Raw genomic sequence first — 23,769 nt, 5'->3', positions numbered from 1 at the left:
CGTCGACCTGCTCGAGCGGGTCCTCCTCGCCGATCTCACCGCGAGCGTGCCACCGCTGCTCGTCGCGGTCGACGCCGCCGCGGCACTCGACCGCGACGTCGTGCACCTGATGTCGGCGCTACCCACCCTGACCCGGACGCTGCGCTACGGCGATGTCCGCGGCACCGATCTGTCGTCGCTGACCCGTGTCACCGATGCCCTGCTGGTGCGGATCTGCGCGGGCCTCCCGGCGGCCGTGACCGGGCTGGACACCGAGGCCGCCGACGGTCTGCGCCGCGCGATGGACGCGGTCCACGCCGCACTCGCCCTGCGCGACGACGTCGACGCGACGCGGCGGTGGCTCGACGCCCTGGCCTCGGTCGCCGACCGCGACGACGTCGACGGCGCGCTCGCCGGACGCACCGTGCGGGTGCTGCGCGACATGGGCCGGCTCGGGGCCGATGCCACCGCCACCCGGGTATCGCGCGCCCTGTCCGTGGGTGCCGAACCGGCCGCGAAGGCACGCTGGCTCGACGGCTTCGTCGGCGGCGGCGGATTGCTGCTCGTACACGATCGGGCGTTGCTCGCACTGATCGACGACTGGGTGACGGGCCTGCACGATCGTGAATTCGTGGACGTTCTGCCCGTGTTGCGTCGCACCTTCGGCGGATTCGAGCCCGGCGAACGCGCCACGCTCGGCGCGGTGATCCGCGGAGGCAACCGCCTCCGTCGCCCGCGCGGGACCGACATCGCCCGCGGTCAGCGCGCGACCGGTGCCGTCGTCACGATCCTGGGGGTTTCCGCATGACACTCGAATCCGCTCTCGCTGCGGCCACCGATCCGGACACCGCGGTGGACGGCACCTCCGTCTCCGCGGAGCGGATGCGGCGGTGGCGGCTGCTGCTCGGGGAGGTCGCCGAGGACTCCACCGGCACACTGGGTTCCGCGTCCGACTCGGCGATGGATGCGGCACTCGCCGCGCTCTACGACCGTCGCACCGGCGACGCCGGCGCCGCCCGCGCCGCGGGCCTGGGTGCGTCCGCTCCGCGGGTCGCACGGTGGCTCGGCGACATCCGCACGTATTTTCCGACGTCCGTCGTGCAGGTGATGCAGCGCGATGCGATGGACCGGCTCGGCCTGACACAACTGCTGCTCGAACCGGAGATGCTCGACACGGTCGAACCCGACGTGCATCTCGTGGGCACCCTGTTGAGTCTGAACCGGGTGATGCCGGAGACCACGAAGGCCAGCGCGCGCACCGTGGTGGACAAGGTCGTGCGCAGCGTCGAGGAACGCATCGCGCAGCACACGCGTGCGGCCGTGTCCGGGGCGCTCGACCGGGCATCGCGCACGTCGAATCCGAAACTGCGGGACATCGACTGGGACCGCACGATCCGCGCGAACCTCGCGCACTACCTGCCCGAGTACCGCACGGTCGTGCCGGAGCGGTTGATCGGCTACGGGCGCAAGGCCCGCGCGGTGAAACGCGATGTGGTGCTGGCGATCGACCAGTCCGGGTCGATGGCGTCGAGCGTGGTGTACGCGTCGGTGTTCGGGGCGGTCCTCGCGTCGATGCAGGCATTGCGCACATCGCTGGTGGTGTTCGACACCGCTGTCGTGGATCTGACCGAGAAACTGGCCGATCCCGTCGACGTACTGTTCGGCACCCAACTCGGTGGCGGCACCGACATCAATCGTGCGATCGCCTACAGCCAGTCGTTGATCACCCGACCCACCGAGTCGCTGTTCGTGCTGATCTCCGATCTGTACGAGGGAGGTATCCGCGCCGAGATGCTGCGACGGGTCGCGGCGATGCGGGACTCGGGCGTCCAGGTGGTGGTGCTGCTCGCGCTGTCCGACGACGGTGCCCCCTCCTTCGACCGCGAGAACGCGGCGGCGTTGGCGGGCCTGGGGATCCCGGCGTTCGCGTGCACCCCGGACAGGTTCCCGGATCTGCTGGCGCTCGCACTCGAACGCGGTGACGTCGCCGCGTGGTCCCGGTCCCTGTGACCCCCACGACGGGTTAGGATCACCTCAGTCCACCGACCGGGAGAAGCGAGGTCCGCCGTGAAACTTCGTCTGGCAGCGGTCGCGGCCGCCTCCGGGCTAGCCCTCGCCGCCTGCGGATCCGACGGGTCCGACACCGACGGCGAGGCCGGGACCGCGGGTGGCGGCGCATTCCCGGTCACCGTCGACACGATGTTCGGTGAGGTACGCATCGAGTCGCAACCCGAACGGGTGGTCGCGCTCGGGTGGGGTGACGCCGAGACGGCGCTGGCGCTCGGAGTGCAACCGGTGGGCGCGAGCGATTGGCTGGCGTTCGGTGGTGACGGTGTGGGTCCGTGGGCGCAGGGGGTGTACACGCAGCCACCGGTGATCGTCGGCACCGTCGACCCGTCGTTCGAGGAGATCGCGGCCCTCGATCCCGACCTGATCCTCGATGTGGCGGCCTCCGGTGAGCAGCAGCGATACGACACCCTGGCGCAGATCGCCCCGACGGTCGGGCCGCCGGAGGGCGCGACCGCGTATCTCACCCCCCGCGACGACCAGATCACCATGATCGCTGCGGCACTTGGGGCACCCGAGACCGGCGAGGCACTCATCGATGCGATCGGACAACAGTTCGCCGACGCGGCCGCCGCGCATCCCGAGTTCGCGGGCAAGACGGTCACCGTCGCGTCGTACACCTCCGACGGGTGGGGTGCCTACGTGTCCCGCGACGCCCGCGTCCAGTTCATGCAGGATCTCGGGTTCACGAACAATCCGGCCGTCGAGGCCGTCGACACCGACAACTTCTTCATCCCGATCTCCGACGAGAACCTCGGGATGCTCGACGCGGACCTGCTCGTCGTGATGCCGATCTACGTGGACTCGTCGGAGGTCACCGACAACCCGGTGTTCCAGCAGATCCCCGCCGTGCGCGACGGCCGGTTCCTGGTCCTCGACAGCGGTTCGGACATCGCCGACGCGATCTCGCTCGACTCGGCCCTGTCGATTCCGTTCGCGATCGAGCAACTCGTGCCGCAGCTCGCCGACACCGTCGGCTGACCGGACGCGGGGTCCGGCGACCGGCATCGGTCAGTACAGGTGCGCGCGGTAGGCCTCCTGCCGGGCGGGTTCGAGGTCGGTGACGTCGAGGCGGTGCTGCTCGGCGAGCATGTCGCGGATGGCGGGCACGGTGGACGGATCCGGCCACGACTCGGGGTCCCACAGCTTCGCGCGGAGCAACGCCCGCGCGCAGTGCAGATACGCCTCGTCGATCCGCACGATCATCGCGAGCTGGGCCGGCCTGCCGTTCATCGCGAGTTCGTCGAGGAGTTCGGGGTCGGTGGTCAGTGACGCGGTGCCGTTGACCCGGACGACCTCCTCGTTGCCGGGCACGATGAACAGGATCCCCACGTGCGGGTTCTCCAGGATGTTGCGGTACGAGTCGGCGCGCCGGTTGCCGGGCCGATCGGCGAGGACGAGGGTCCGTTCGTCCGGGAAGAGGACGGTGCTCACCAGATCGCCGCGGGGCGAGCAGTCGCAGTTGCCGGCCGCGTCGGCGGTGGCGAGGACGAAGAACCGGGCGTGCGCGATGAACTCGCGAATCAGCGGGGTCGTGTACGCGGTGGTCTTGTTCCGCATCGCCGGGGACGGCTCCCCGACGGCCGCCTCGAGTTGCGCGACGGTGTCGATCTTCTCCCGCACCAGCGTGTCGATTCTCGTCCGCTCCACGTCGACCACCTCCGGCGGATGACGATACCGACTGTGTCCTGCCGCGGCGGTCCGCGGCTCACACGACCGTTTCGACCGGGGCGGGACCGTGTTGCTCACCTCGGTCGGTGCAGGTCGATGACCTAATGCTCTACGTCCGTGGCGCTGCCCCGCGAATACTGGACCTCGACCGTAGGAGACCCCTACAGTCATCCTCGAGAGAAGCCTCCGCATGGCCACAAGCGCACCATCGCGAGCATCGGGACCCCGCGACACCGATCCGGGCGCACCGTACGACGAACCCACCACGGTTCGTCGACGGTGGACGACGACCCTCGCCGTGAGCGCGGCCGCCGCCTCGTCCGGACCGGCCGTCATCACCGGGTCGATCTGGATGGTCGCGGTGATCGCCGCGACCATCCTCATCACCGTCACGTGCGCGACCCTCCTGATCTGATCCCCGCACGACGTCAGCGGTCGCCGACACCCTCCCCCACGAACGACCCCGCCGGCAACCACCGCGCGGCACCCTCCGCGAACCCCGCACGATCGAGCCGCCCGCTGCCGGACGGCACACGGCCCAGCACGGGCAACCCCGTCACCGACGGAAGGTCGTCGAGATTGCAGCGCTCGGCGAGCCCCGGATCGTCCGGCCACGCACCGACGACCACCCCGCGGCACGACACCCCCGCCGCGCGCAGGGCCGCGACCGTCAACGCGGTGTGATTGAGGGTGCCGAGCCCGGCGGCCGCGACGATCACCGCGGGTGCCCCCACCTCGGCGGCGACGTCCGCGATCGTGAAACCGTCCGCGCCGAGCCGCACGAGCACACCCCCGGCCCCTTCGACGAGCGTCAGGTCGTGTTCCGCGTCGAGTCGCCGCACCGCCGAGACCACGTCGCCCGCCGCCAGCAACGGACGCCCGCTCCTGCGCGCAGCGGTGTCGGGGGCCAACGGCTCCGGGTAGCGGGCGCACTCCGCGAGGGTCACCGCGGGACCCGCCAGTCGCGCCACCTCCTGCAGATCCCCGGGCCCGTCGTCGGCCACGCCGGTCTGGGCCGGTTTGCACACCGCCACCCGCAGCCCCGCCGCCACCGCGGACGACGCGAGCGCCGCCGTCACGACGGTCTTCCCGACGTCGGTCGACGTTCCCGTCACACACAGCACGCTCACGCGCGGGCTCCGGTCAGCACCTCGGTGAGCACCCGCTCGACGAGACCGCGGTCGGCCGCGGTCAGGTTCGCGCGCGCGGTCAGCCGCAGCCGCGACGTGCCCGCCGGCACCGACGGCGGTCGGAAGCAGCCGACGTGCACCCCCAGTTCACGGCACTGCCGGGCGCCCTCGACGGCGACGTGCGGATCACCGAGGATCACCGACACCACGGCCGACTCCGGATCCGCCGCGCCCGTCACCGCCGCGAGGTGCGCGGCGTTCTCGAGTACCGCGGCGGCACGGTCCGGTTCTCGGCGCAGCACTGCGAGCGCGCCGCGCGCGGCTCCCACCGCGGCGGGTGCGAGACCGGTGTCGAAGATGAAGGTCCGCGCGGTGTCGACGAGGTGCTCACGTATCCGCGCGTCGCCGAGCACGATCCCCCCCTGGGAAGCGAGCGACTTCGACAGGGTGGCGGTGACGACGATGTCCGGTTCGCCGGCGAGGCCCACCTCGTGGACGAGGCCGCGACCCCCTGCTCCGCGCACTCCCACACCGTGGGCCTCGTCGACGAGCAGCAGCGCGCCGTGGTCCCGACACACCCGGTGCAGTGCGAGCAGCGGCGCGAGATCGCCTTCTGCACTGAACACCGAGTCGGTGAGCACGAGCGCGCGGGATTCGGTGCGGGTGGCCAGCGCCGCGGCGACGGCAGCGACGTCGGCGTGTGGGACGACCTGGATGCGCGACCGCGACAGCCGGCAGGCGTCGACGAGGGACGCGTGGCACCCGGCGTCCGAGACGATCAGGCAGTCCCTGCCGGCGAGTGCGGTGACGGCGCCGAGGTTCGCGGCGTAGCCGCTCGAGAAGACGAGCCCGGATTCTGCTCCGACGAATTCGGCGAGTTCGCGTTCGAGCAGTTCGTGCTCGGTGGTGGTACCGGTGACCAGACGCGAACCGGTGGATCCGCCGCCCCACCGCCGCAGTGCGGTGGTGGCGCTCGCGAGGACCTCCGGGTGGTGGACGAGACCGAGATAGTCGTTCGACGCGAGATCGACGACGGCCGCTCCGGGGGTGCGCGCGTGCAGCTCGCGGTGCAGGCCCGCGGACCGGCGGGTCGCGGCGGCGGTGTCGAGCCAGTCGAGCGCGGCGGAATGCGTCATGCCCCGCACCTTACTTGAACACCGTTCAAGTAGCGAGGGTGCGGTCACGCCGACGCGGCCGCCACCATCCCGCGGCAGATCCGCTCGACGTCGTCGCTGCTGCTCACATACGGCGGCATCGCGTAGATCAGATTGCGGAAGGGCCGCAACCACACGCCCTCCGCCACCGCCGCGGCGGTGGCCGCACGCATGTCGACGGGTTCGGCGAGTTCGATCACACCGATCCCGCCCAGCACCCGCACATCCCGCACACCCGGCAACGTGCGTGCCGGTGCGAGACCGGCATCGAGCCCCTCCCCGAGAGCGGCGACCTCCCCGCGCCAGTCGCGCGAGAGCAACAGCTCCGTCGACGCGACCGCGACCGCGCAGGCGAGCGGATTGCCCATGAAGGTGGGCCCGTGCATGACCCCGCCCCCCTCACCGGCACTGATCGCCGCGGCGATCTCCGATGTGCACAGCGTCGCCGCGAGCGTCAGATACCCACCCGTGAGGGCCTTGCCGACGCACATGATGTCGGGGGCGATGCCGGCGTGGTCGGCGGCGAACAACTCACCTGTCCGGCCGAATCCGGTCGCGATCTCGTCGAAGATCAACAGCAGACCGTGCTCGTCGCACATCCGCCGGAGTTCGCGCAGATGGCCGGGGTGGTGGAAACGCATGCCACCGGCGCCCTGCACGACCGGCTCGACGATGATCGCCGCGAGCTCGTCGACGTGGTCGACGACGATCTTCTCGAATGCGGCGATGTAGGCCGCGTCGAACTCGCGGGGCGGTGCCGGCGCGAACACCTGGTGGGCCAGCACGTCCGTCCACAACGCGTGCATGCCGCCCTCGGGGTCGCACACGCTCATCGGCGCGAAGGTGTCGCCGTGATAACCGCCGCGCCAGGTGAGCAGCCGGGTGCGCCCGGGCGCACCGACCGCCCGCTGGTACTGCAACGCCATCTTGACAGCGACCTCGACGGACACCGACCCCGAATCGGCGAGGAACACCTTGTCGAGGCCGTCCGGAGTGATCTCGACGAGCAGCTCGGCCAGACGCGCCGCCGGCGCGTGGGTGAGTCCACCGAACATGACGTGACTCATCCGCGACAGCTGGTCGGTCACCGCCGCGTCGAGCACCGGATGTCGGTAGCCGTGCACGACCGCCCACCACGAGCTCATGCCGTCGACGAGGACGCGACCGTCGGCGAGATGCAGGCGGACGCCGTCCGCCCGATCGACGACCAGAGGTTCGGTGGACGGCGGGAACGCGCCGTACGGATGCCACAGATGGGCCGCGTCCAGCGCGGCGACACGGTCCGGGTTCAGAAAGGCTTCAACCACGCCTCGAACTGTAGGCGGTTGGTGAAAGCACCCCGACACCCCGTAGAATGCCGAGGTTGCAGTGCGCCACGCTCAGTGCAACGGCTCTGTGGGAGTCGGGACCCGCCGAGCAGGCATGTGATCGGGAAAGGCTGCATGATCGTCCACACCTCACCGTCGAGCGAGGTCTCGGCTCCGGCGGCGACGGTCCGCCCCGCCCACCGCGCGGACCTCGACGGTCTGCGCGGCCTCGCCATCGCCCTCGTCGTGGCGTTCCACGTCTGGTTCGGCCGGGTCTCCGGCGGCGTCGACGTGTTCCTCGCCCTGTCCGGATTCTTCTTCGTCGGGTCGCTGCTGCGCGTCGCCGAATCGGGGGCACCCCTCGACCCGAGGCCGGTGCTCCGGCGCATCGGCCGACGGCTGCTCACACCCCTGATCCTGGTGCTCGCCGCGACCACCGTCGCCGCGCTCGTACTGGTGCCGTTCCCCCAGTGGTACCGCGTGGCGGAACAGAGCCGCGCGTCACTGCTGTTCTTCCAGAACTGGCATCTGGCGCGCACCGGCAGCGACTACCTGGCGGCCGATCCGATGGTCAGCCCGCTCCAGCATCTGTGGTCCATCGCGGTGCAGGGACAGTTCTATCTCGGCGCGATCGTCGTGGTCTTCACCGTCGCGTGGATGCTGCGCCGGTGGAACATGCCGGTGCGGGCACCGCTCGCCGTCGTGCTCGCGGCACTCACTGCCGCCTCGTTCGCCTATGCCACGTTGTCGACGGCGCCGCAGTCGTGGTCGTACTACGACAGCGGAGCCCGGATGTGGGAGTTGACCGCGGCCGGTCTGCTGGCGTGCATCGCACCCCGACTGCGGGTACCGCGCGCCGTGCGCATCCTGCTCGGCCTGATCGGCCTGATCATCATCCTCGGGTGCGGGATCGTTCTCGACGGCGGCGCCCTGTTCCCCGGGCCGTGGGCACTCGTCCCGATCGGTGCGACGATCGCGCTGATCGTCGCGGGTGTGTCCGCGTCCTCCGCCGACACGCCCACCGCCGCGGTGCTGTCGTCGCGCCCGCTGGTGCGGCTCGGATCCATCGCGTACGCGCTGTACCTGTGGCACTGGCCGCTGCTCATCGGGTACCTGCTGGTGCGGGGACACCCGTCGGTGGGGTTGCTCGGTGGCCTCGCCGTGATCGCGGCCTCCCTCGTCCTCGCCGAGGCCACCACACGGTGGGTGGAGACACCGATCCGCACGTCGAGCACCGGACGCTGGCGCACCGTCGTGGTCGCCACCTCGGCGCTCGCCGGCATCACGCTCGCAGCGGCGTCGACGGGCTGGGTCGCGCACGTCGACCGGGCGGCCGAACGCGTCGAACACTCCGCGCAACCACCGGCGGCGACGCATCCCGGTGCCGCGGCGATCGACGCGGACGCGACCGAACCGGACCGGGTGTATCCGCCGCTGCTCGTCGCCGACCGGGACCTGCCCCCGTCCACCCATGACGGGTGCATCGCGCAGCACACCAACCGCGAACCCCTCACCTGCACCTACGGTGACCCGATGGCAACCCGGCGGATGGCGCTCGTCGGCGGATCCCATTCCGAACACTGGCTCGGCGCGCTCGACATCATCGGCCGTGAGCGCGGCTTCCGGATCGACACCTACCTGAAGGTGGGTTGCCCCCTGTCGGATCCGCGGTCCCCCCTCGTCGAGGAGTCCCCGACCGTCGAATGCGACAGGTGGTCGACGAAGGTGCTCGCCGAACTCGCCGCCGACCCACCGGACCTCGCGTTCACCACGTCCACCCGTCCGAAGGAGGACGGCGACGGCCCCGGCGACTTCACACCGTTCTGGTACGTGGAACTGTGGGAGACCCTCGCCGATCACGGCATCGACGTCGTCGGAATCCGCGACAATCCGTGGCTGAAGGACGACGGAGTCGGGTACACGGCCGCGGACTGTCTGGCCTCCGGCGGCACCGCCACGACATGCGCGGTGCCGCGCGCCGACGCCCTCGACCCCGTCGACCCCGCCGTGGCGGCAGCCGCGCACCTGCCGTCGGTACGACTGATCGACCTGTCCGATTCGCTGTGCCGGACCGAGGTGTGCCGGGTCGCCGAGGGCAACGTCCTGATCTACCGGGACGACGACCACCTGACCACGACCTACGTACGGACACTGGCGCCCGCCCTCGACCGACGGCTGGGACCCGCCACCGGTTGGTGGTGAGGGACGGACGACGATTCGGCGGACGGTGCACCGCGGGCCGGTGGTCTAGAGGTCGAGTGCGTCCTCCATCGCCTCGCGCCGCCGGACGCGACGGCGGTTCCAGGCGATCAGCGCGATCGCGACACCTCCACCGACCGCTCCCCCAACGACCGCACCCGCGACCGTCTCCGTCTCCTCACCGACCGGACCGGCGAGCTGCAGCCAGATCCCGGCGACCCCCGCGAGGTACAGGGCCATCGCCAGCATCACGCGGGGACGCAGGGTTTTCGATACGACGTTCACGTCGACGTCCCGCGCCCTCGCGTACGTCATGACGACGAGCGACGCCACGAACCACACGGCGAGAACGCCGATCGCGACGCGGGCACCCGTCGGTCCGGCGAGCCACGGCAGTGTCGCGCCCACCGCGAGGGCCACCCACTGGACGAACTGGAATCCCACGGCGGACGCCTCGTTCCACACGTCGCGTTGGCGTTCGTCGGCGTAGAACTCGTCGTCGAGATCGCCGATCTCACGGGCGATCCTCATGAGCGCGGTCATCGCGGGGCCTCCTCCTCGAGCGGAAACAGTTCTTCGACGGTCGTCCCGAGTGCGCGGGCGAGCCGCAATCCGAGATAGACGCTCGGTGCGTAGTCGCCCTTCTCCGTCGAGACGATGCTCTGACGGCTGACGCCGACGACGCCGCCCAACTCCGCCTGAGTGAGCCGCGCTCTCTTGCGGTGTTCACGGACGTTGTTGCCCCGAGGTGTTCCGACCACGCAAAAAGTCAATCAAACTTGTCATTTCATGTCAAGGACACTTGTCTTTCGGGGTGCCGGGGCCCGACCTCCGCGCGGCGGCGAACCTCCGACGCACCGGAGGTACGGGCGCGGTCACGGCTCCTTGCGCCACAACAACGCGTGGAGACACTCGACGGCCTCGGCGGGGGATTCGACGTCGAGCACCCCGCCCGCGGGCATCCGCCAACCTCCGATCGCCACGACCGGCACACCCGTCCGGACCGCGAGCGCGATCTCGCTCATCGTCCCCCAACTCCCGCCCACGGCGACGATCGCGTCACAGCTCCGCACGAGCAGCGCGTTGCGCATCTCGCCGAGCCCGGTGGGGATCACCACCGTCAGGTACGGATTGCCCTCCGAACGATCGTCGCCGGGCAGCAACCCGAGCGTGGTACCTCCGGCCTCGATCGCGCCCCGGGACGCGGCCGCCATCACGCCGCCCAGGCCGCCGGTGACGACCGTCGCCCGCCGGCCCGCGAGCAGACCACCGACCTGACGCGCGATCCCTCGCTGTTCGGGTGTCGCCTCGCCCGGACCGACCACCCCGACGTAGCGCTGCATGTGCATGACCGGATTCTCCTCCACCACGCGTCCGCACTCGCACGGATCCCACCAACCGGCACGTCTTTTCACGAACTCCGCCCCGGCGCGGGCGCCGCCGGCGCGATCGACGACAATGTCGGTGTGCGCCCGCGACCGGACTCCCCCACCGAACGACCCTGCCCGTGTGGACGGGGCGTACCGCTGGCCGAGTGCTGCGGGCCGTTCCTCGCCGGCGAACCCGCGCCCACGGCCGAAGCGCTCATGCGGTCGCGCTACACGGCCTTCGCGGTCGGTGATCGGTCCCACCTGCTGCGCACCTGGCATCCGGATCGACGCCCCGCCTCGCTCACCCTCGACGAGGAGGTGCGCTGGACCGGACTCGAGATCCTGCACACCGGCGGCGGCGGGTTCCTGCACACCGCCGGGACCGTCGAGTTCCGCGCCCACTACGTCGACGCCGGGGTTCCCGGAACGCTGCACGAACACAGTCGCTTCGTCCGCGTGGACGGCCGGTGGTCGTACCTCGACGACGCCGGAGACACCGACTGACGAACCCCTGTCCTCAGCGCAGCAGCGTTGCGCGCAACGTGTCGGCGATCCACGTGCGGTAGCGGTCGACGCTCCAGCCGCAGTCACGGCGCAACAGCGCGTGCACCTGAGGTGAGCTCAACGCGTAGAGCACGTCGGCCGCCTCGTCGACTCCCACACCGTTGCGCAGCCACCCGCTGGAAGCCAGGCCCTCCGCGATCGTGCGCGCGTTGTCGGCGTTCGCCCGCGCATCGTCGCGTGCGAACCGGCGCATGTCCGGGTCGGCGCCCGACGATTCGACGGAGGTCATGAGCAGGTCACCGGCGCGTTCGAGCATCGCAGTGCCGTGACCGACGACCTTCTCGACGACGAGATCGGCTGCGCTGTCGCGACGCTCGGCGGGCCGCCGCACCGGTGGCCGACCCGCATCGTCCACCCCACCGGAGACCGCCTCGTCGAGCGCCTCCCGGAACAACTGCGCCTTCCCGTCGGGGAAGGCCGTGAACACCGTCCGGACCGCGACACCGGCCTCCTCGGCGATCTGCTTGACGGTCGTACTCACGTAACCGCGGCGGACGAACAGCCGCGCGGCCGCGTCACGGATCGACGAACGTGTACGACGGGCCGCGTCCGCGCGCAGCGGCGAACGATAACGCCGCTTCGCGGCGCGGTCGTCGGCGGCACGGTCGCTCATCGCACTCACCATAACAGCATCCAGTGCACCGACGATGCAGCGGAAACTGTTCGCGGTGCCGCTGCGGGCCGCACATGCAAAGGGGCATGCTGGGCGGATGCACACCTTCGAGGTCTGGGCGCCGCTCCCCCGCACCGTCCGCGTCCTCGTGGACGGGACACCGCATCCGATGCGTCGCAACGACGACGGCTGGTGGCGCGCGGACGTCGACGCATCCCCCGATGCACGGTACGGATACCTTCTCGACGACGACCCCGACCCGCTGCCCGATCCCCGGTCCGCACGCCAACCGGACGGAGTGCACGGACTCTCGCAGCTGCACCGACTCGATCCCGCCGCCTGGAACGACGCGGCGTGGACGGGTCGGCAACTCCCCGGCAGCGTGGTGTACGAACTGCACATCGGTACGTTCACCGAGGCCGGTACCCTCGACGCCGCCATCGACCGTCTCGATCATCTCGTCGACCTCGGCGTCGACTTCGTCGAGCCGATGCCGGTCAACGCGTTCAACGGCGCCCACGGATGGGGCTACGACGGAGTCCTCTGGTACGCCGTGCACGAGCCGTACGGAGGACCCGACGCACTGCAGCGTTTCGTCGACGCCGCGCACGCGCGCGGACTCGGTGTGATACTCGACGTGGTGTACAACCACCTCGGACCGTCCGGAAACCATCTGGGTCGGTTCGGCCCGTACCTCACCGGAACCGGCAGGTGGGGCCGGACCGTCAATCTCGACGGTCCCGACTCCACTCGGGTACGCCGCTACATCATCGACAATGCGCTGCGCTGGTTCCGCGACTTCCACGTCGACGCACTGCGTCTCGATGCGATACACGAACTGCTCGACCACTCCGCAACCCACATTCTCGAAGAGCTGGCGATCGAAACATTCAGCCTCTCCGCGCATCTCGGGCGCCCGTTGACGCTGATCGGGGAGAGCAACCTCAACGATCCACGTCTGATCACGCCGCGCTCTGCAGGCGGGCACGGATTGGACGCCCAGTGGGACGACGACATCCACCATGCCGTGCACGCCGCCGTCTCGGGTGAACGACAGGGATACTACGGCGATTTCGGATCGCTGGACTGCCTGGCCCGCACCCTTCGACACGGATTCTTCCACGCCGGAACGTATTCCAGCTTCCGCGGGCGTGTCCACGGACGCCCGATCGACACCCGCCGCACCCCGGCGAGTTCGCTGCTGGCGTACACGTGCACGCACGACCAGGTGGGTAACCGCGCGCTCGGCGACCGTCCCGGTCGCTACCTCGACCACGGGCAACTCGCGATCAAAGCGGCGCTGATCCTGATGTCGCCCTACACTCCCCTGTTGTTCATGGGCGAGGAGTGGGGCGCGAGCACCCCGTTCCCGTACTTCACCGCGCACCCCGAACCCGAACTCGGCGCAGCCGTCGCGGCCGGGCGGCGCAGCGAGTTCGCCCGACACGGCTGGGACGCCGACACCGTTCCCGACCCCCAGGATCCGGCCACCTTCCGAGGCGCGGTACTGCGCTGGGACGAACGGACCGCACCGGGGCATGACGATCTGCTCACCTGCTATCGGGACCTGCTCGCCCTGCGTCGGTCACGACCCGAGCCGACCGATCCGTGGCTCGACCACCTTCAGGTCGACTACGACGAGGACGAACGCTGGATCGTCGTGTACCGGGGCGACATCCGCGTGGCCTGCAATCTCGGTCCCGATCCCGTCACCGTCCCCGTCGGCGGCACACCGCTGATCTCGTGGGAACCACCGGTCGTCAATCGCACACGCTCGGCGGCCCTGATCCCCGGGCACTCGTTCACCGTCTTCGATGCCGCCGGGCCGACCCCCGATCAGGTCAGATAGCGGTACGCCGGCGAACCCGGCTCGAGTCGTTGCGCATCGATGCGCGACGCGTCCATGCGCGCGAGCAGCGGAGCGAGACCGTCGGCGGTCCCGAGCTCGATACCGACGAGCGCCGCACCCGTCTCGCGATTGTTGCGTTTGACGTACTCGAACAGCGTGATGTCGTCGTCCGGCCCGAGGACCTCGTCGAGGAAGCGACGCAGCGCGCCCGGCTCCTGCGGGAAGTCGACGAGGAAATAATGCTTGAGTCCGCGGTGCACGAGCGACCGTTCGATGACCTCACCGTACCGTGACACGTCGTTGTTGCCACCCGAGATCAGGCACACCACCGTCGCCCCCGGTTCGAGCCGCAACTGTTCGAGCGCGGCGACGGACAACGCCCCCGCGGGCTCCGCGATGATCCCCTCGTTCTGGTACAGCTCGAGCATCGCGGTGCACACCGCACCCTCGTCGATCTGCCCCATCCCGAACGATGCCGCACCGAGAGAATCCTGCACGATCGTCGCCACCAGCGGCAGGCTCGAGTGCGACACGGCCTCGGCGCCGAGACGCGCAACCACCGAATACGGCACATCACCGATGCGTTTGACGGCGGTGCCGTCCACGAACGGTTCGACCTCCGGCAACGTCACCGGCCCACCGGCGATCAACGCCGCCGTCATCGACGCCGCCCCCGCCGGTTCGACACCGACGATCGACGTCTTCGGCGACCGTTCGTGCAGGTACGCGGCGATACCCGCCAGGAGACCCCCACCGCCGACGGGCACGATCACGAGGTCCGGTGGTGACGGCAGCTGATCGAGGATCTCCCGCGCGATCGTGCCCTGCCCCGCCGCGGTGCGCACGTCGTCGAACGGGGCGATCATCGTCGCCCCCGTGCGGCGCGCGTCGTCCTCGGCGGCGGCGGCGGCCGCGTCGAAGGTGTCGCCGACCGCGATGAGTTCGACGAACTCCCCACCGTGCGCCCGGATCCTGTCGCGCTTCTGTTTCGGGGTGCGGGTCGGCACGAAGATCCGCCCGGCGATCCCCATCGAACGGCACGCGTACGCCACACCCTGCGCGTGGTTGCCGGCGCTCGCCGCGACCACCCCCGCGGCGCGTTCGGACTCGCTGAGCTGCGCCATCACGTTGTAGGCACCGCGCAGCTTGAACGAACGCACCCGGGTGAGATCCTCACGTTTGAGGTAGATCCGAGCACCGGTGAGCTCCGACAGTCGCGGGCTCGACTCGAGCGGAGTGGCGGTGACCGCCGGCGCGATCCGTTCCGCGGCCGCATCGATGTCGGCCACGTTCAGCGCGATCTCACGCACCGAATCTGCAGCGTGCGTCATCGAATCTGCGGTCTGCGGGGTTGTCGTCACCCGTTCAATGCTGCCACCGACGGGGTCCTCGGGCCAACGCGGGGTCACGAACCGAACTGCGAGGGCCTCGGCACGTTGCGCAGGTTGGACTTCGCCATCTGCACGGCCTCACCGACCCCGCCGTTCATGACGATCTTCGACATGGCCAACGCGAAACCCTTCACCTGTCCGCCCGTGATGGTCGGCGGCAACGACAACGCCATCGGGTCGGTCACCACGTCGACCAGCGCCGGGCCGTCGTGCGCGAACGCCTCGCGCAGGGTCTGCTCGATCGCACCGGGATCCTCGACGCGTCGCGCGTGGAACCCGAGGGCCTCCGCGACGCGGGCGTAGTCGACCTGCGGTACGTCGACGCCGAAGTCGGCGAGACCGTCGACGAGCATCTCGAGTTTGACCATGCCGAGCGTGGAGTTGTCGAACAGGACGATCTTCACCGGCAGCCGGTACATCACGACGGTGATCAGCTCGCCCAGCAGCATCGACAGGCCACCGTCGCCGCTCACGGACACCACCTGGCGTCCGGGGGCGGCGATCTGCGCGCCGATCGCGTGCGGCAATGCGTTGGCCATCGAGCCGTGCAGAGCCGACGACAGGAACCGGCGGCGACCGTTCGGATTCAGGTACCGCGCCGACCACACGTTGCACATGCCGGTGTCCGCGGTGAACACCGCATCGTCCGCCGCGACATCGTCGAGGATCGATGCGACGTACTCGGGGTGGATCGGGGTGCGCTGCTTGACCGGGGTCGTGTAGGCACCGACGACCTTCTCCATGAGCCCGCGGTGCCGCTCGAGAGTGCGGTCGAGGAAGCGGCGGTCGGACTTGCGGTCGACGAGCGGCAGGAGCGCACCGAGCGTGGCGGCGGTGTCGCCGTGCACGGCCAGGTCCAGGTCGGTGCGGCGCCCGAGCCGGGACGCATCGATGTCGATCTGCGCGGTACGCACGTCCGGCAGGAACTGGTCGTACGGGAAGTCCGTGCCGATCAGCAGGAGCAGATCCGCGCCGTGCATCCCGTCGTGCGCGGCACCGTACCCGAGCAGACCGGTCATGCCGACGTCGAACGGATTGTCGTACTGGATCCATTCCTTGCCGCGGAGGCTGTGCCCGACGGGCGCACCGACCGCATCCGCGAGCGCGAGGACCTCGTCGCGGGCGCCGCGCACCCCCGCACCCGCGAAGATCGCGACCGTGTCGGCGGCGTTGATCGCGTCGGCGAGAGCGCGGACATCGGCGTCCGCGGGGACGACCGTCGGCACACCGGTACGCACGAGTCGCGGGGCCGTGCCGGCTGCGGGCAAGGACGCGATGTCGCCGGGCAGCGTGACGACGGCGACGCCCGGGCCGGCCGACGCGTGGGTCATCGCGCTGTGGACGACCCGCGGTGCCTGCACCGGTCCGCTGATCAACTCGGTGTACGTCGAGCACTCCACGAACAGCCTGTCGGGGTGCGTCTCCTGGAAGTATCCCGAACCGATCTGCTCCGACGGGATGTGCGAGGCGATGGCGAGGACCGGGGCACCCGAGCGGTGCGCGTCGTACAGGCCGTTGATCAGGTGCAGATTCCCCGGGCCGCACGAACCGGCGCACACCGCGAGCTCTCCGGTGAGCTGGGCATCCGCCGCGGCCGCGAACGCCGCCGCCTCCTCGTGCCGCACGTGGATCCAGTCGATTCCGCCCTCGGATGAGCCGCCCGTGCGGCGCACCGCGTCGACGACGGGGTTGAGGCTGTCGCCGACGATGCCGTAGATCCTGCGTACACCTGCATCGACGAGCTGGCCGACCAGTTGATCGGCCACGGTACGTGCTGCCATCTGTGCCTCCTGCTGCTGTGCGGGGCCTCCTGCTGCCGTGCGGGCGGACGCGGCCCACCGCCTGATCAGGGGTGTTCGAGCGATCAGGGACGTTCGAGTACGAAGACGGGGATCTCGCGATCGGTCTTCTTCTGGTAGTCGGCGTAGTCGGGGAACGCGGCGACCGCCCGTTCCCACCACCGCGCCTTCTCCTCGCCGTGGACCTCACGTGCGACCAGGTCGTGCACCTCGGTGCGGTCACGCAACTCCACATGCGGATCGGCAACCACGTTGTGGTACCAGACCGGGTTCTTCGGTGCGCCGCCGAGCGACGCGACGACCGCGTAGACCCCGTCGTGCTCGACCCGCATGAGCGGGGTCTTGCGGATCTTGCCCGTCTTCGCTCCCCGCGTGGTCAGAACGACGACCGGCATCCCGTTGAGTGTGGTGCCCTCGGTGCCCCCCGAGGATTCGTACTTCGCGACCTGGTCGGCCGCCCACGACGACGGACTGGGCTCGTATTCACCGGAAAGAGGCATGCCACCAGTCAACACGGTCACTGTGATCCACCGCATCGCAGTCGAAAAGTTCGTTGACCCGAATTCTTCGGTCCGCGTATCCTGAAGTCGTTGATCCGGAGACCCTGACAGGAGTTTCCGGTAGCCGCGACGACAGGACAGGAGCCGAGATGATCGCCCTCGACCCGCTCACCCGCCGCGGAGGCCGCATCGCGACCGTCGACATCGCCGGAACAGCCTGGCCCCTCTACAAACTCGAAGCCGTCGCGGTCGGCGCGGTCGGTCTGCTGATCCTCGCCGTCGTCACGACGGACGCCCAGACGTCCGTGCTCGGCGCGGCGGCGATCGCGACCGTCACCTGGTTCGTGCGCCTGGCCCACTACCGCCGCGACGACCGGCCCGGCGAGACCTCCGGCACGACCTCGCCGTAGCCACCCGCCGGCGACGACGCTCAGCTCGCGAGGCAGCCCGGCCCGAGCAACGCCTTGAGATCACCCATCAGCGCCGACGACGGCTCCACCCGCAGACTGTCGTCCACCTTGAACAACGTGACCTTGCTCCCCGCGATCAGCCGGACGTGCACATCCGACGTACCCGGATGCCGGGTCAGCACGTTCTTGAGGGCGCCCACCTTGTCGGGGGTGCACAGCCGGGTCGGCATCGACACCGCCACCGGCTTCGCCACCCCCACCTGTGACAGGTCCGGAACCGCGAGGTCGTTGGCGATCAGCGAGATCCGGTCGTCGCGGATCGACACCCGCGCCTTCACCAGGACCACGGAGTCCTCGACCACGTCCATCCCGTACACCGCGTAGGACTGCGGGAAGAACAGCACCTCGATACCGCCGGTGAGATCCTCGAGCTGCGCCGACGCCCACGCCAGACCGTTCTTGTTGATCCGCCGGTTCACCGATGCCAGGATCCCGCCGACCGTGACCTGCGTGCCGTCCTTGATGTCGCCCTCGAGAATCGCCGGGATCGGAGTGTCGGCCTGCGCGGCCAGCACGTGCTCGACACCGTTGAGCGGATGCCCCGACACATACAGGCCGAGCATCTCCCGCTCCAACGCCAGCCGATGCTTGCTGTCCCACTCCTCGTCGGGGATCTTCACGTTGAACACCGACGTCACCGATTCGTCGGCGTCGGCACCACCGAACAGGTCGAACTGTCCGATGGCCTCGGCCTTCTTGGTGCTCATCACCGCGTCGATCGCGTCCGAATGCACGAGCATCAGGCCCTTGCGCGGATGCCCCAGCGAATCGAACCCACCGGCCTTGATCAGCGACTCGGTGACCTTCTTCGAACACGCCAACGCGTCGATCTTGCCGAGATAGTCGGAGAAATCGGAGAAGGCCCCCTTCTCCTCCCGCGCCCGGATGATCGACCCGACGACATTCGCACCGACGTTGCGCACCGCGCCCATACCGAACCGGATGTCCTCACCGACCGCCGCGAAGTCCACCCGGGACGCGTTGACGTCCGGCGGAAGCACCGTGATACCCATCTTGCGGCAGTCCGCGAGATACGACGCTGCCTTGTCCTTGTCGTCACCGACGGAGGTGAGCAGACCCGCCATGTACTCGGCCGGGTAGTTCGCCTTCAGATACGCCGTCCAGAACGACACCAGCCCGTACCCGGCGGCGTGCGACTTGTTGAACGCGTACCCGGCGAACGGGAGGATCGTGTCCCACAGCGCCTTGATGGCGTCCTTGCCGTAGCCGTTGGCGAGCATGCCCTCCTCGAAGCCCTCGAATTCCGCGGCCAGGACCTCGGCCTTCTTCTTACCCATCGCTCGACGCAGAATGTCGGCTCGCCCCAGGCTGTAGCCGGCGACCTTCTGCGCGATCTGCATGATCTGCTCCTGGTACACGATCAGACCGAACGTGTCCTTCAGGATGTCCTTCAGCGGCTCCTCGAGTTCCGGATGGATCGGCTTGACCTGCTGCCGCCCGTTCTTGCGGTCCGCGTAGTCGTTGTGGGCGTTCATGCCCATCGGACCCGGCCGGTACAGCGCGAGCACCGCGACGATGTCCTCGAAACCGGTCGGCTGCATGCGGCGCAGCAGGTCACGCATGGCGCTGCCGTCGAGTTGGAACACACCGAGCGTGTCGCCGCGGGCCAGCAGTTCGTACGTCGCCTCGTCCTCGAGCGGGAGGGTGTCGAGGTCGATGTCGATCCCGCGGTTCTCCTTGATCAACTCGATCGCGTCGCCGATCACCGTGAGGTTCCGCAGACCCAGGAAGTCCATCTTCAACAGGCCGATGGCCTCACACGACGGATAATCCCAGCCGGTGATGATCGCGCCGTCCTGCGCGCGCTTCCACACCGGAATCGCGTCCATCAGCGGTTCCGACGACATGATCACCGCACACGCGTGCACACCCGCATTGCGGATCAGCCCCTCGAGACCGAGCGCCGTGTCGTAGATCTTCTTCACGTCGGGGTTCGAGTCGATCAACTGGCGAACCTCCGCGGCCTCCTTGTACCGCTCGTGACTCGGATCGGTGATACCCGACACCGGGATGTCCTTCGCCATGATCGGCGGCGGCAACGCCTTGGTGATCTGATCGGCGATCGCGAAACCCGGCTGACCGAACTGCACACGAGCCGAGTCCTTGATCGCGGCCTTCGTCTTGATGGTGCCGAACGTGATGACCTGCGCGACCTTGTCGGTGCCCCACTTCTCCGACGCGTACCGCACCATCTCACCGCGACGACGGTCGTCGAAGTCGATATCGATATCGGGCATCGACACACGCTCGGGGTTGAGGAACCGCTCGAACAGCAGGCCGTGCGGAATCGGGTCGATGTTCGTGATGCCCATCGCGTACGCGACGAGCGAACCCGCGGCCGAACCACGCCCCGGGCCCACCCGGATCCCGACGTCCCGGGCATGATTGATCAGGTCGCCGACCACCAGGAAGTAGGCGGGGAACCCCATCTCGTTGATGACGCCGATCTCGTAGTCGGCGCGCGCGAGGTATTCCTGCGGCGGGCCGCCCGGGAATCTCCGGTCGAGGCCGCGCAGCACCTCGTGGCGCAGGAAGGACTGCTGGGTGTGCCCCTCCGGCACCGGGAAGATCGGCATCCGGTCGTGGTGCTTCCACACGTCCTCGTAGGACTGCACACGCTCACCGATGAGAACGGAGTTGTCGCACGCGCCGGGCACCTCCGAATCCCACAGCGCGCGCATCTCCTGGGCCGACTTGAGGTAGTAGCCGTCGCCGTCGAACTTGAAGCGCGTCGGATCCGACAGGGTCTTGCCCGTCTGGATGCACAGCAACGCCTCGTGGTTCTCGGCGGCGTCCTTGGTGACGTAGTGGCAGTCGTTCGTCGCCAGCGGCCGGATGTCGAGCTTGCGGCCGATCTCGAGCAGGCCCTCCCGGACACGACGTTCGATCGACAGTCCGTGATCCATCAACTCCAGGAAGAAGTTGTCCTTCCCCCAGATCTCCTGCCACTTCGCGGCGGCCTCCAACGCCTCACGGTCGTGCCCGAGCCGCAACCGGGTCTGGATCTCCCCCGACGGGCATCCCGTCGTCGCGATGATGCCCTCGTGATGCTCGGCGATCAGCTCCTCGTCCATGCGCGCCCACTTGCCGAGCTGTCCCTCGATGGATGCCAACGACGACAACTTGAACAGGTTCCGCAGGCCCGTCGCGTTCTCCGCGACCATCGTCATGTGCGTGTACGCACCCGAACCCGACACGTCGTCCGATTTCTGACTGCGGTCGCCCCACAGCACACGCTTGGTGTCGAACCGCGACTCCGGGGCCACGTACGCCTCGATACCGATGATCGGTTTGATCCCGAACTTCGTCGCCGTGTTGTAGAACTCACTGGCCCCGTACATGTTGCCGTGGTCGGTCATCCCGACCGCGGTCATCCCCAACCGCTCCGCCTCCTTGAACAACGGCCCGACCTTCGCGGCGCCGTCGAGCATCGAGTACTCGGTGTGGTTGTGCAGATGAACGAACGAGTCAGCCACGCGTGTCACTCCCGGAAAGTCAGTGGGCATCACGAGTGTAGGCCGTGCCGGGGACGGGCTCGGTCAGGCACACCGCAGCCGCTGCGGCACCCACGGGTGGTATGGCGACACCCACCGCGCCGGGCGCTCTCGACCGCCCCTGCCCCGGGCGGTCGAGAGCGTCGCGCCGATACCTCGACGCACCCCTCAGGTCAGTGGGACGTCCCGTCGGTGTCGCCTCCGGCGCCCGCCGCCCGCCTGTGCCGGAGGTAGCGGCGGGCACCGAGGACCGCGGCACCGACACCGGCACCGCCGACGAGAATCCCGACGATCAGCGCCAGGAACAGCGGAGCGGTGTCCCCGTCGTCACCGAGGCCGATCATGCTGCCGACGAGGAACCCGAACAGCGGCGCGAGTGCGGCGACGATCGCACCACCGACGATCGCCCAGAATCCGGGCGGGACGGGTTCGAGGACGATGCGGCGTCCGGGACGGTCGGCGCCTGCGGTACCGGTGCTCATCGCTGCTCGCTTCCGTCGACGGTGACGCCGGGCCGGTGCCCGTTGGTGTGCGCCGGCGCGGCCGGCGTGCGGAACTTGTCGAGGAACGGGCCCACGATGTCGATCGGAATGGGGAACACCACCGTCGAGTTCTGATCGGCACCGAGCTCGAGAAGTGTTTGCAGATACCGCAGTTGAAGACTCGCCGGACTCTCGCTGAGGGTCTTGGCGGCATCACGCAGTTCCGTCGACGCCTGCAGTTCCCCGCGGGCACTGATGACCTTGGCGCGACGTTCACGTTCGGCTTCGGCCTGACGCGCCATCGCGCGTTGCATCGCCTCCGGGATCTCGACGTCCTTGATCTCCACGACGTGCACCTCCACACCCCACGGCTCGGTCTGCTTCGCGATCGAGGTGGCGAGATCCTCGTTGAGGTCGTCGCGGTGCGCGAGCAGGGTGTCGAGATCGGTGCGTCCGACCACCGACCGCAGGGCGGTCTGCGCGATCTGCGACGTCGCGACGGCGTGGTTCTCCACCGCCATCACCGACTGCACCGGATCGGTGACCTTGAACAGGACGACGGCGTTGACGCGGGCGGGCACGTTGTCGCTGGTGATCACCTCCTGGGGCGGGATCGTGAGGGTGACCACGCGCAGATCCACCCGGACGAGCTTGTCCAGCCCGGGCAGGACCGCGACGACCCCCGGTCCGAGCGGGGCACGGAGTCGCCCGACGCGGAAGGCCACCCCGCGTTCGTATTCCTTGATGATCCGCACCGAGGCGAGCAGATACACCACCAGTACCGTGACGATCACAGCGGCGATCATCATGCCGATTCCTTCCCTTCCGTTCGGTGATCCGACGCATAGCGGGTGCGTCGCCCGGCCGCCGCGGCGGCGGCTTCCTCGTTCTCGTCGAGCGATTCGTCCACGGTCAGTGACCGCATGCCCTCGGGCATGTGGACCTTGCTGCGCCACAGGTGCGAGAACAGCGGAACACTGATCAGCGCGGCGAGGACCGCGGCGGCGGCGAGGACGAGCAGTCCCGTCGTACCCGGCCCGTTCACCGCAACGGTGATCGGCCAGATGAACCCGAACACCACTGCCGCGCAGGCGATACCGCGGTAGAAGCGGGCGGCTTCCGATGCCGGCCACGCTTCGACCGATCGTTGCACCTCCCGGCCGAGGTACGACGAGGTGCAACTGTCCTTGACGGGGCAGCTGTTGCACACCGTCGGGCTCGCCCGGTACCGCATGATCCGGTTGTCCGGGTCGAAGGACTGCGGCCACAACCACTGGTCCTCCGGACACAACCACGCGTCGTGATGCTCGTGGTAGACGAACCCCGACAGGGACCCGCCCTCCGATGCGGAGGCGACGCTGCGGGCGACCCGGTCGATGGCATATCCGAGAGCGACCATGAACAGGCAGTAGCCGGCGGCGAGCCAGACGTCGGAGCCGACGGCGCTCAGGGCGGTCACGGCTCCTCCCGTTCACTGTCGCCCGGAACGTCCCTGCGGTCGGAGGCGTAGCGGCTGCGGGAGTCCGGGAGTTCGGTTTCGTCCTCGGACGTGTCGGTGATTCCGATTCCGGTGCCGGCGCCGACCCGGATACCGGTGCGGTCCTCGTAGGCGTCGGGATGCTCCTCGACGTACAACGTCTCGGGTTCCAGTTCGGTCGCGGTGGCCTTGATTCCGTAACGCACACCCAGATACGCGATCCACAGGAACG

Annotated in this window: 24 protein-coding genes; 8 read left to right on the top strand and 16 right to left on the bottom strand. The window is 69.2% G+C overall.

Annotation, left to right across the window (positions count from 1 at the left end):
• From LDQ05_RS11465 to LDQ05_RS11455, 3 genes are all read left to right on the top strand, one after another.
• The coding region (locus LDQ05_RS11465) for a DUF5682 family protein (RefSeq protein WP_226437086.1) at positions 1–787 on the top strand (787 nt) is incomplete at its 5' end.
• 74 nt (positions 788–861) lie between these two features.
• Entirely contained in the window at positions 862–1,989 is a 1,128-nt protein-coding gene (locus tag LDQ05_RS11460) for a VWA domain-containing protein (protein ID WP_226437090.1), read from the top strand.
• A 57-nt stretch (positions 1,990–2,046) separates the two neighbouring features.
• A complete protein-coding gene (locus LDQ05_RS11455) occupies positions 2,047–3,027 on the top strand; it encodes an iron-siderophore ABC transporter substrate-binding protein (RefSeq protein ID WP_226437085.1) in 981 nt (326 codons plus the stop codon).
• Between the two features lie 30 nt (positions 3,028–3,057).
• On the opposite strand, the gene LDQ05_RS11450 is transcribed toward LDQ05_RS11455, so the two are convergent.
• Positions 3,058–3,696 carry a pyridoxamine 5'-phosphate oxidase family protein gene (locus tag LDQ05_RS11450; RefSeq protein ID WP_226437084.1) on the bottom strand — a complete coding sequence of 213 codons (639 nt, stop codon included), beginning with the start codon at positions 3,694–3,696 and terminating at the stop codon, positions 3,058–3,060.
• 211 nt (positions 3,697–3,907) lie between these two features.
• Between LDQ05_RS11450 and LDQ05_RS11445 the strand changes: the two genes are divergently transcribed.
• Positions 3,908–4,132 carry a hypothetical protein gene (locus LDQ05_RS11445; protein ID WP_226437083.1) on the top strand — a complete coding sequence of 75 codons (225 nt, stop codon included), beginning with the start codon at positions 3,908–3,910 and terminating at the stop codon, positions 4,130–4,132.
• A gap of 13 nt (positions 4,133–4,145) precedes the next feature.
• Here the strand turns inward: LDQ05_RS11445 and bioD are convergent, their stop codons facing one another.
• From bioD to LDQ05_RS11430, 3 genes are read right to left on the bottom strand one after another with little or no spacing between them, the layout of a single operon-like run.
• Positions 4,146–4,847 carry a dethiobiotin synthase gene (gene bioD / locus LDQ05_RS11440; protein WP_226437082.1) on the bottom strand — a complete coding sequence of 234 codons (702 nt, stop codon included), beginning with the start codon at positions 4,845–4,847 and terminating at the stop codon, positions 4,146–4,148.
• On the bottom strand, positions 4,844–5,983 hold the full coding sequence (locus LDQ05_RS11435) for an 8-amino-7-oxononanoate synthase (RefSeq protein ID WP_226437081.1): 1,140 nt from the start codon (positions 5,981–5,983) through the stop codon (positions 4,844–4,846). The genes bioD and LDQ05_RS11435 overlap by 4 nt, the downstream gene beginning before the upstream one ends.
• Positions 5,984–6,027: 44 nt before the next feature.
• On the bottom strand, positions 6,028–7,308 hold the full coding sequence (locus LDQ05_RS11430) for an adenosylmethionine--8-amino-7-oxononanoate transaminase (RefSeq protein WP_226437080.1): 1,281 nt from the start codon (positions 7,306–7,308) through the stop codon (positions 6,028–6,030).
• 135 nt (positions 7,309–7,443) lie between these two features.
• Here LDQ05_RS11430 and LDQ05_RS11425 point away from each other — a divergent pair, with 135 nt between their 5' ends.
• Positions 7,444–9,510, top strand: a complete 2,067-nt coding sequence (locus tag LDQ05_RS11425) for an acyltransferase family protein (RefSeq protein WP_226437079.1) — start codon at positions 7,444–7,446, stop codon at positions 9,508–9,510.
• 45 nt (positions 9,511–9,555) lie between these two features.
• On the opposite strand, the gene LDQ05_RS11420 is transcribed toward LDQ05_RS11425, so the two are convergent.
• The 3 genes from LDQ05_RS11420 to LDQ05_RS11410 all read right to left on the bottom strand — a co-directional run bounded on the left by LDQ05_RS11420 (position 9,556) and on the right by LDQ05_RS11410 (position 10,856).
• Positions 9,556–10,050: a DUF2029 domain-containing protein gene (locus LDQ05_RS11420; RefSeq protein ID WP_226437078.1), complete on the bottom strand. Its 495-nt coding sequence runs from the start codon at positions 10,048–10,050 to the stop codon at positions 9,556–9,558.
• Positions 10,047–10,268, bottom strand: coding sequence for a helix-turn-helix transcriptional regulator (locus LDQ05_RS11415; RefSeq protein ID WP_226437077.1), 222 nt, complete (start codon positions 10,266–10,268; stop codon positions 10,047–10,049). The genes LDQ05_RS11420 and LDQ05_RS11415 overlap by 4 nt, the downstream gene beginning before the upstream one ends.
• A gap of 114 nt (positions 10,269–10,382) precedes the next feature.
• Positions 10,383–10,856 carry a TIGR00725 family protein gene (locus tag LDQ05_RS11410; protein WP_226437076.1) on the bottom strand — a complete coding sequence of 158 codons (474 nt, stop codon included), beginning with the start codon at positions 10,854–10,856 and terminating at the stop codon, positions 10,383–10,385.
• Between the two features lie 117 nt (positions 10,857–10,973).
• Here LDQ05_RS11410 and LDQ05_RS11405 point away from each other — a divergent pair, with 117 nt between their 5' ends.
• Positions 10,974–11,381, top strand: a complete 408-nt coding sequence (locus LDQ05_RS11405; protein WP_226437075.1) for a YchJ family protein — start codon at positions 10,974–10,976, stop codon at positions 11,379–11,381.
• A 13-nt stretch (positions 11,382–11,394) separates the two neighbouring features.
• Here LDQ05_RS11405 and LDQ05_RS11400 read toward each other — a convergent pair whose 3' ends face one another.
• Positions 11,395–12,054: a TetR/AcrR family transcriptional regulator gene (locus LDQ05_RS11400; protein ID WP_226437074.1), complete on the bottom strand. Its 660-nt coding sequence runs from the start codon at positions 12,052–12,054 to the stop codon at positions 11,395–11,397.
• 97 nt (positions 12,055–12,151) lie between these two features.
• Between LDQ05_RS11400 and treZ the strand changes: the two genes are divergently transcribed.
• The gene (gene treZ, locus LDQ05_RS11395; RefSeq protein ID WP_226437073.1) at positions 12,152–13,903 is read left to right on the top strand and encodes a malto-oligosyltrehalose trehalohydrolase; all 1,752 of its coding nucleotides are present in this window, start codon (positions 12,152–12,154) and stop codon (positions 13,901–13,903) included.
• On the opposite strand, the gene ilvA is transcribed toward treZ, so the two are convergent.
• From ilvA to LDQ05_RS11380, 3 genes are all read right to left on the bottom strand, one after another.
• On the bottom strand, positions 13,891–15,234 hold the full coding sequence (ilvA, locus tag LDQ05_RS11390; protein WP_226437089.1) for a threonine ammonia-lyase IlvA: 1,344 nt from the start codon (positions 15,232–15,234) through the stop codon (positions 13,891–13,893). The two genes, treZ and ilvA, sit on opposite strands and share 13 nt — an antisense overlap.
• 74 nt (positions 15,235–15,308) lie before the next feature.
• Entirely contained in the window at positions 15,309–17,075 is a 1,767-nt protein-coding gene (locus LDQ05_RS11385; RefSeq protein WP_226437072.1) for a pyruvate dehydrogenase, read from the bottom strand.
• 83 nt (positions 17,076–17,158) lie between these two features.
• A complete protein-coding gene (locus LDQ05_RS11380) occupies positions 17,159–17,593 on the bottom strand; it encodes a nitroreductase family deazaflavin-dependent oxidoreductase (protein WP_226437088.1) in 435 nt (144 codons plus the stop codon).
• A gap of 149 nt (positions 17,594–17,742) precedes the next feature.
• Between LDQ05_RS11380 and LDQ05_RS11375 the strand changes: the two genes are divergently transcribed.
• Positions 17,743–18,003, top strand: coding sequence for a hypothetical protein (locus tag LDQ05_RS11375; protein WP_226437071.1), 261 nt, complete (start codon positions 17,743–17,745; stop codon positions 18,001–18,003).
• 20 nt (positions 18,004–18,023) lie between these two features.
• Here LDQ05_RS11375 and dnaE read toward each other — a convergent pair whose 3' ends face one another.
• From dnaE to LDQ05_RS11350, 5 genes are all read right to left on the bottom strand, one after another.
• Positions 18,024–21,560 carry a DNA polymerase III subunit alpha gene (gene dnaE / locus LDQ05_RS11370; RefSeq protein ID WP_226437070.1) on the bottom strand — a complete coding sequence of 1,179 codons (3,537 nt, stop codon included), beginning with the start codon at positions 21,558–21,560 and terminating at the stop codon, positions 18,024–18,026.
• Positions 21,561–21,751: 191 nt separating this feature from the next.
• Positions 21,752–22,060, bottom strand: coding sequence for a hypothetical protein (locus LDQ05_RS11365; protein WP_226437069.1), 309 nt, complete (start codon positions 22,058–22,060; stop codon positions 21,752–21,754).
• Entirely contained in the window at positions 22,057–22,866 is an 810-nt protein-coding gene (locus LDQ05_RS11360; RefSeq protein WP_264184854.1) for a slipin family protein, read from the bottom strand. Before LDQ05_RS11360 ends, LDQ05_RS11365 begins: the two co-directional genes overlap by 4 nt.
• Positions 22,866–23,519, bottom strand: coding sequence for a hypothetical protein (locus tag LDQ05_RS11355; RefSeq protein WP_226437068.1), 654 nt, complete (start codon positions 23,517–23,519; stop codon positions 22,866–22,868). Before LDQ05_RS11355 ends, LDQ05_RS11360 begins: the two co-directional genes overlap by 1 nt.
• Positions 23,516–23,769 (bottom strand): hypothetical protein (locus LDQ05_RS11350; protein WP_226437067.1); only part of this gene is annotated, 254 nt, incomplete at its 5' end. The genes LDQ05_RS11350 and LDQ05_RS11355, both read right to left, overlap by 4 nt.

This window comes from Rhodococcus yananensis (genome assembly GCF_020515525.1).
Lineage (GTDB): Bacteria > Actinomycetota > Actinomycetes > Mycobacteriales > Mycobacteriaceae > Rhodococcus > Rhodococcus yananensis.
The sequence above is the reverse complement of the archived record's forward strand: the minus strand, read 5'-3'. Positions and strand labels throughout refer to the sequence as shown.

Bases quoted from the DNA above. Each gene is read 5' to 3' on its own strand.
- LDQ05_RS11460 (WP_226437090.1), top strand. From the start codon at position 862: ATGCGGCGGTGGCGGCTGCTGCTCGGGGAGGTCGCCGAGGACTCCACC.
- LDQ05_RS11445 (WP_226437083.1), top strand. From the start codon at position 3,908: ATGGCCACAAGCGCACCATCGCGAGCATCGGGACCCCGCGACACCGAT.
- LDQ05_RS11435 (WP_226437081.1), bottom strand. From the start codon at position 5,983: ATGACGCATTCCGCCGCGCTCGACTGGCTCGACACCGCCGCCGCGACC.
- LDQ05_RS11425 (WP_226437079.1), top strand. From the start codon at position 7,444: ATGATCGTCCACACCTCACCGTCGAGCGAGGTCTCGGCTCCGGCGGCG.
- LDQ05_RS11420 (WP_226437078.1), bottom strand. From the start codon at position 10,050: ATGACCGCGCTCATGAGGATCGCCCGTGAGATCGGCGATCTCGACGAC.
- LDQ05_RS11410 (WP_226437076.1), bottom strand. From the start codon at position 10,856: ATGCACATGCAGCGCTACGTCGGGGTGGTCGGTCCGGGCGAGGCGACA.
- LDQ05_RS11400 (WP_226437074.1), bottom strand. From the start codon at position 12,054: ATGAGCGACCGTGCCGCCGACGACCGCGCCGCGAAGCGGCGTTATCGT.
- treZ (WP_226437073.1), top strand. From the start codon at position 12,152: ATGCACACCTTCGAGGTCTGGGCGCCGCTCCCCCGCACCGTCCGCGTC.
- ilvA (WP_226437089.1), bottom strand. From the start codon at position 15,234: ATGACGCACGCTGCAGATTCGGTGCGTGAGATCGCGCTGAACGTGGCC.
- LDQ05_RS11385 (WP_226437072.1), bottom strand. From the start codon at position 17,075: ATGGCAGCACGTACCGTGGCCGATCAACTGGTCGGCCAGCTCGTCGAT.
- LDQ05_RS11380 (WP_226437088.1), bottom strand. From the start codon at position 17,593: ATGCCTCTTTCCGGTGAATACGAGCCCAGTCCGTCGTCGTGGGCGGCC.
- LDQ05_RS11375 (WP_226437071.1), top strand. From the start codon at position 17,743: ATGATCGCCCTCGACCCGCTCACCCGCCGCGGAGGCCGCATCGCGACC.
- LDQ05_RS11365 (WP_226437069.1), bottom strand. From the start codon at position 22,060: ATGAGCACCGGTACCGCAGGCGCCGACCGTCCCGGACGCCGCATCGTC.
- LDQ05_RS11360 (WP_264184854.1), bottom strand. From the start codon at position 22,866: ATGATCGCCGCTGTGATCGTCACGGTACTGGTGGTGTATCTGCTCGCC.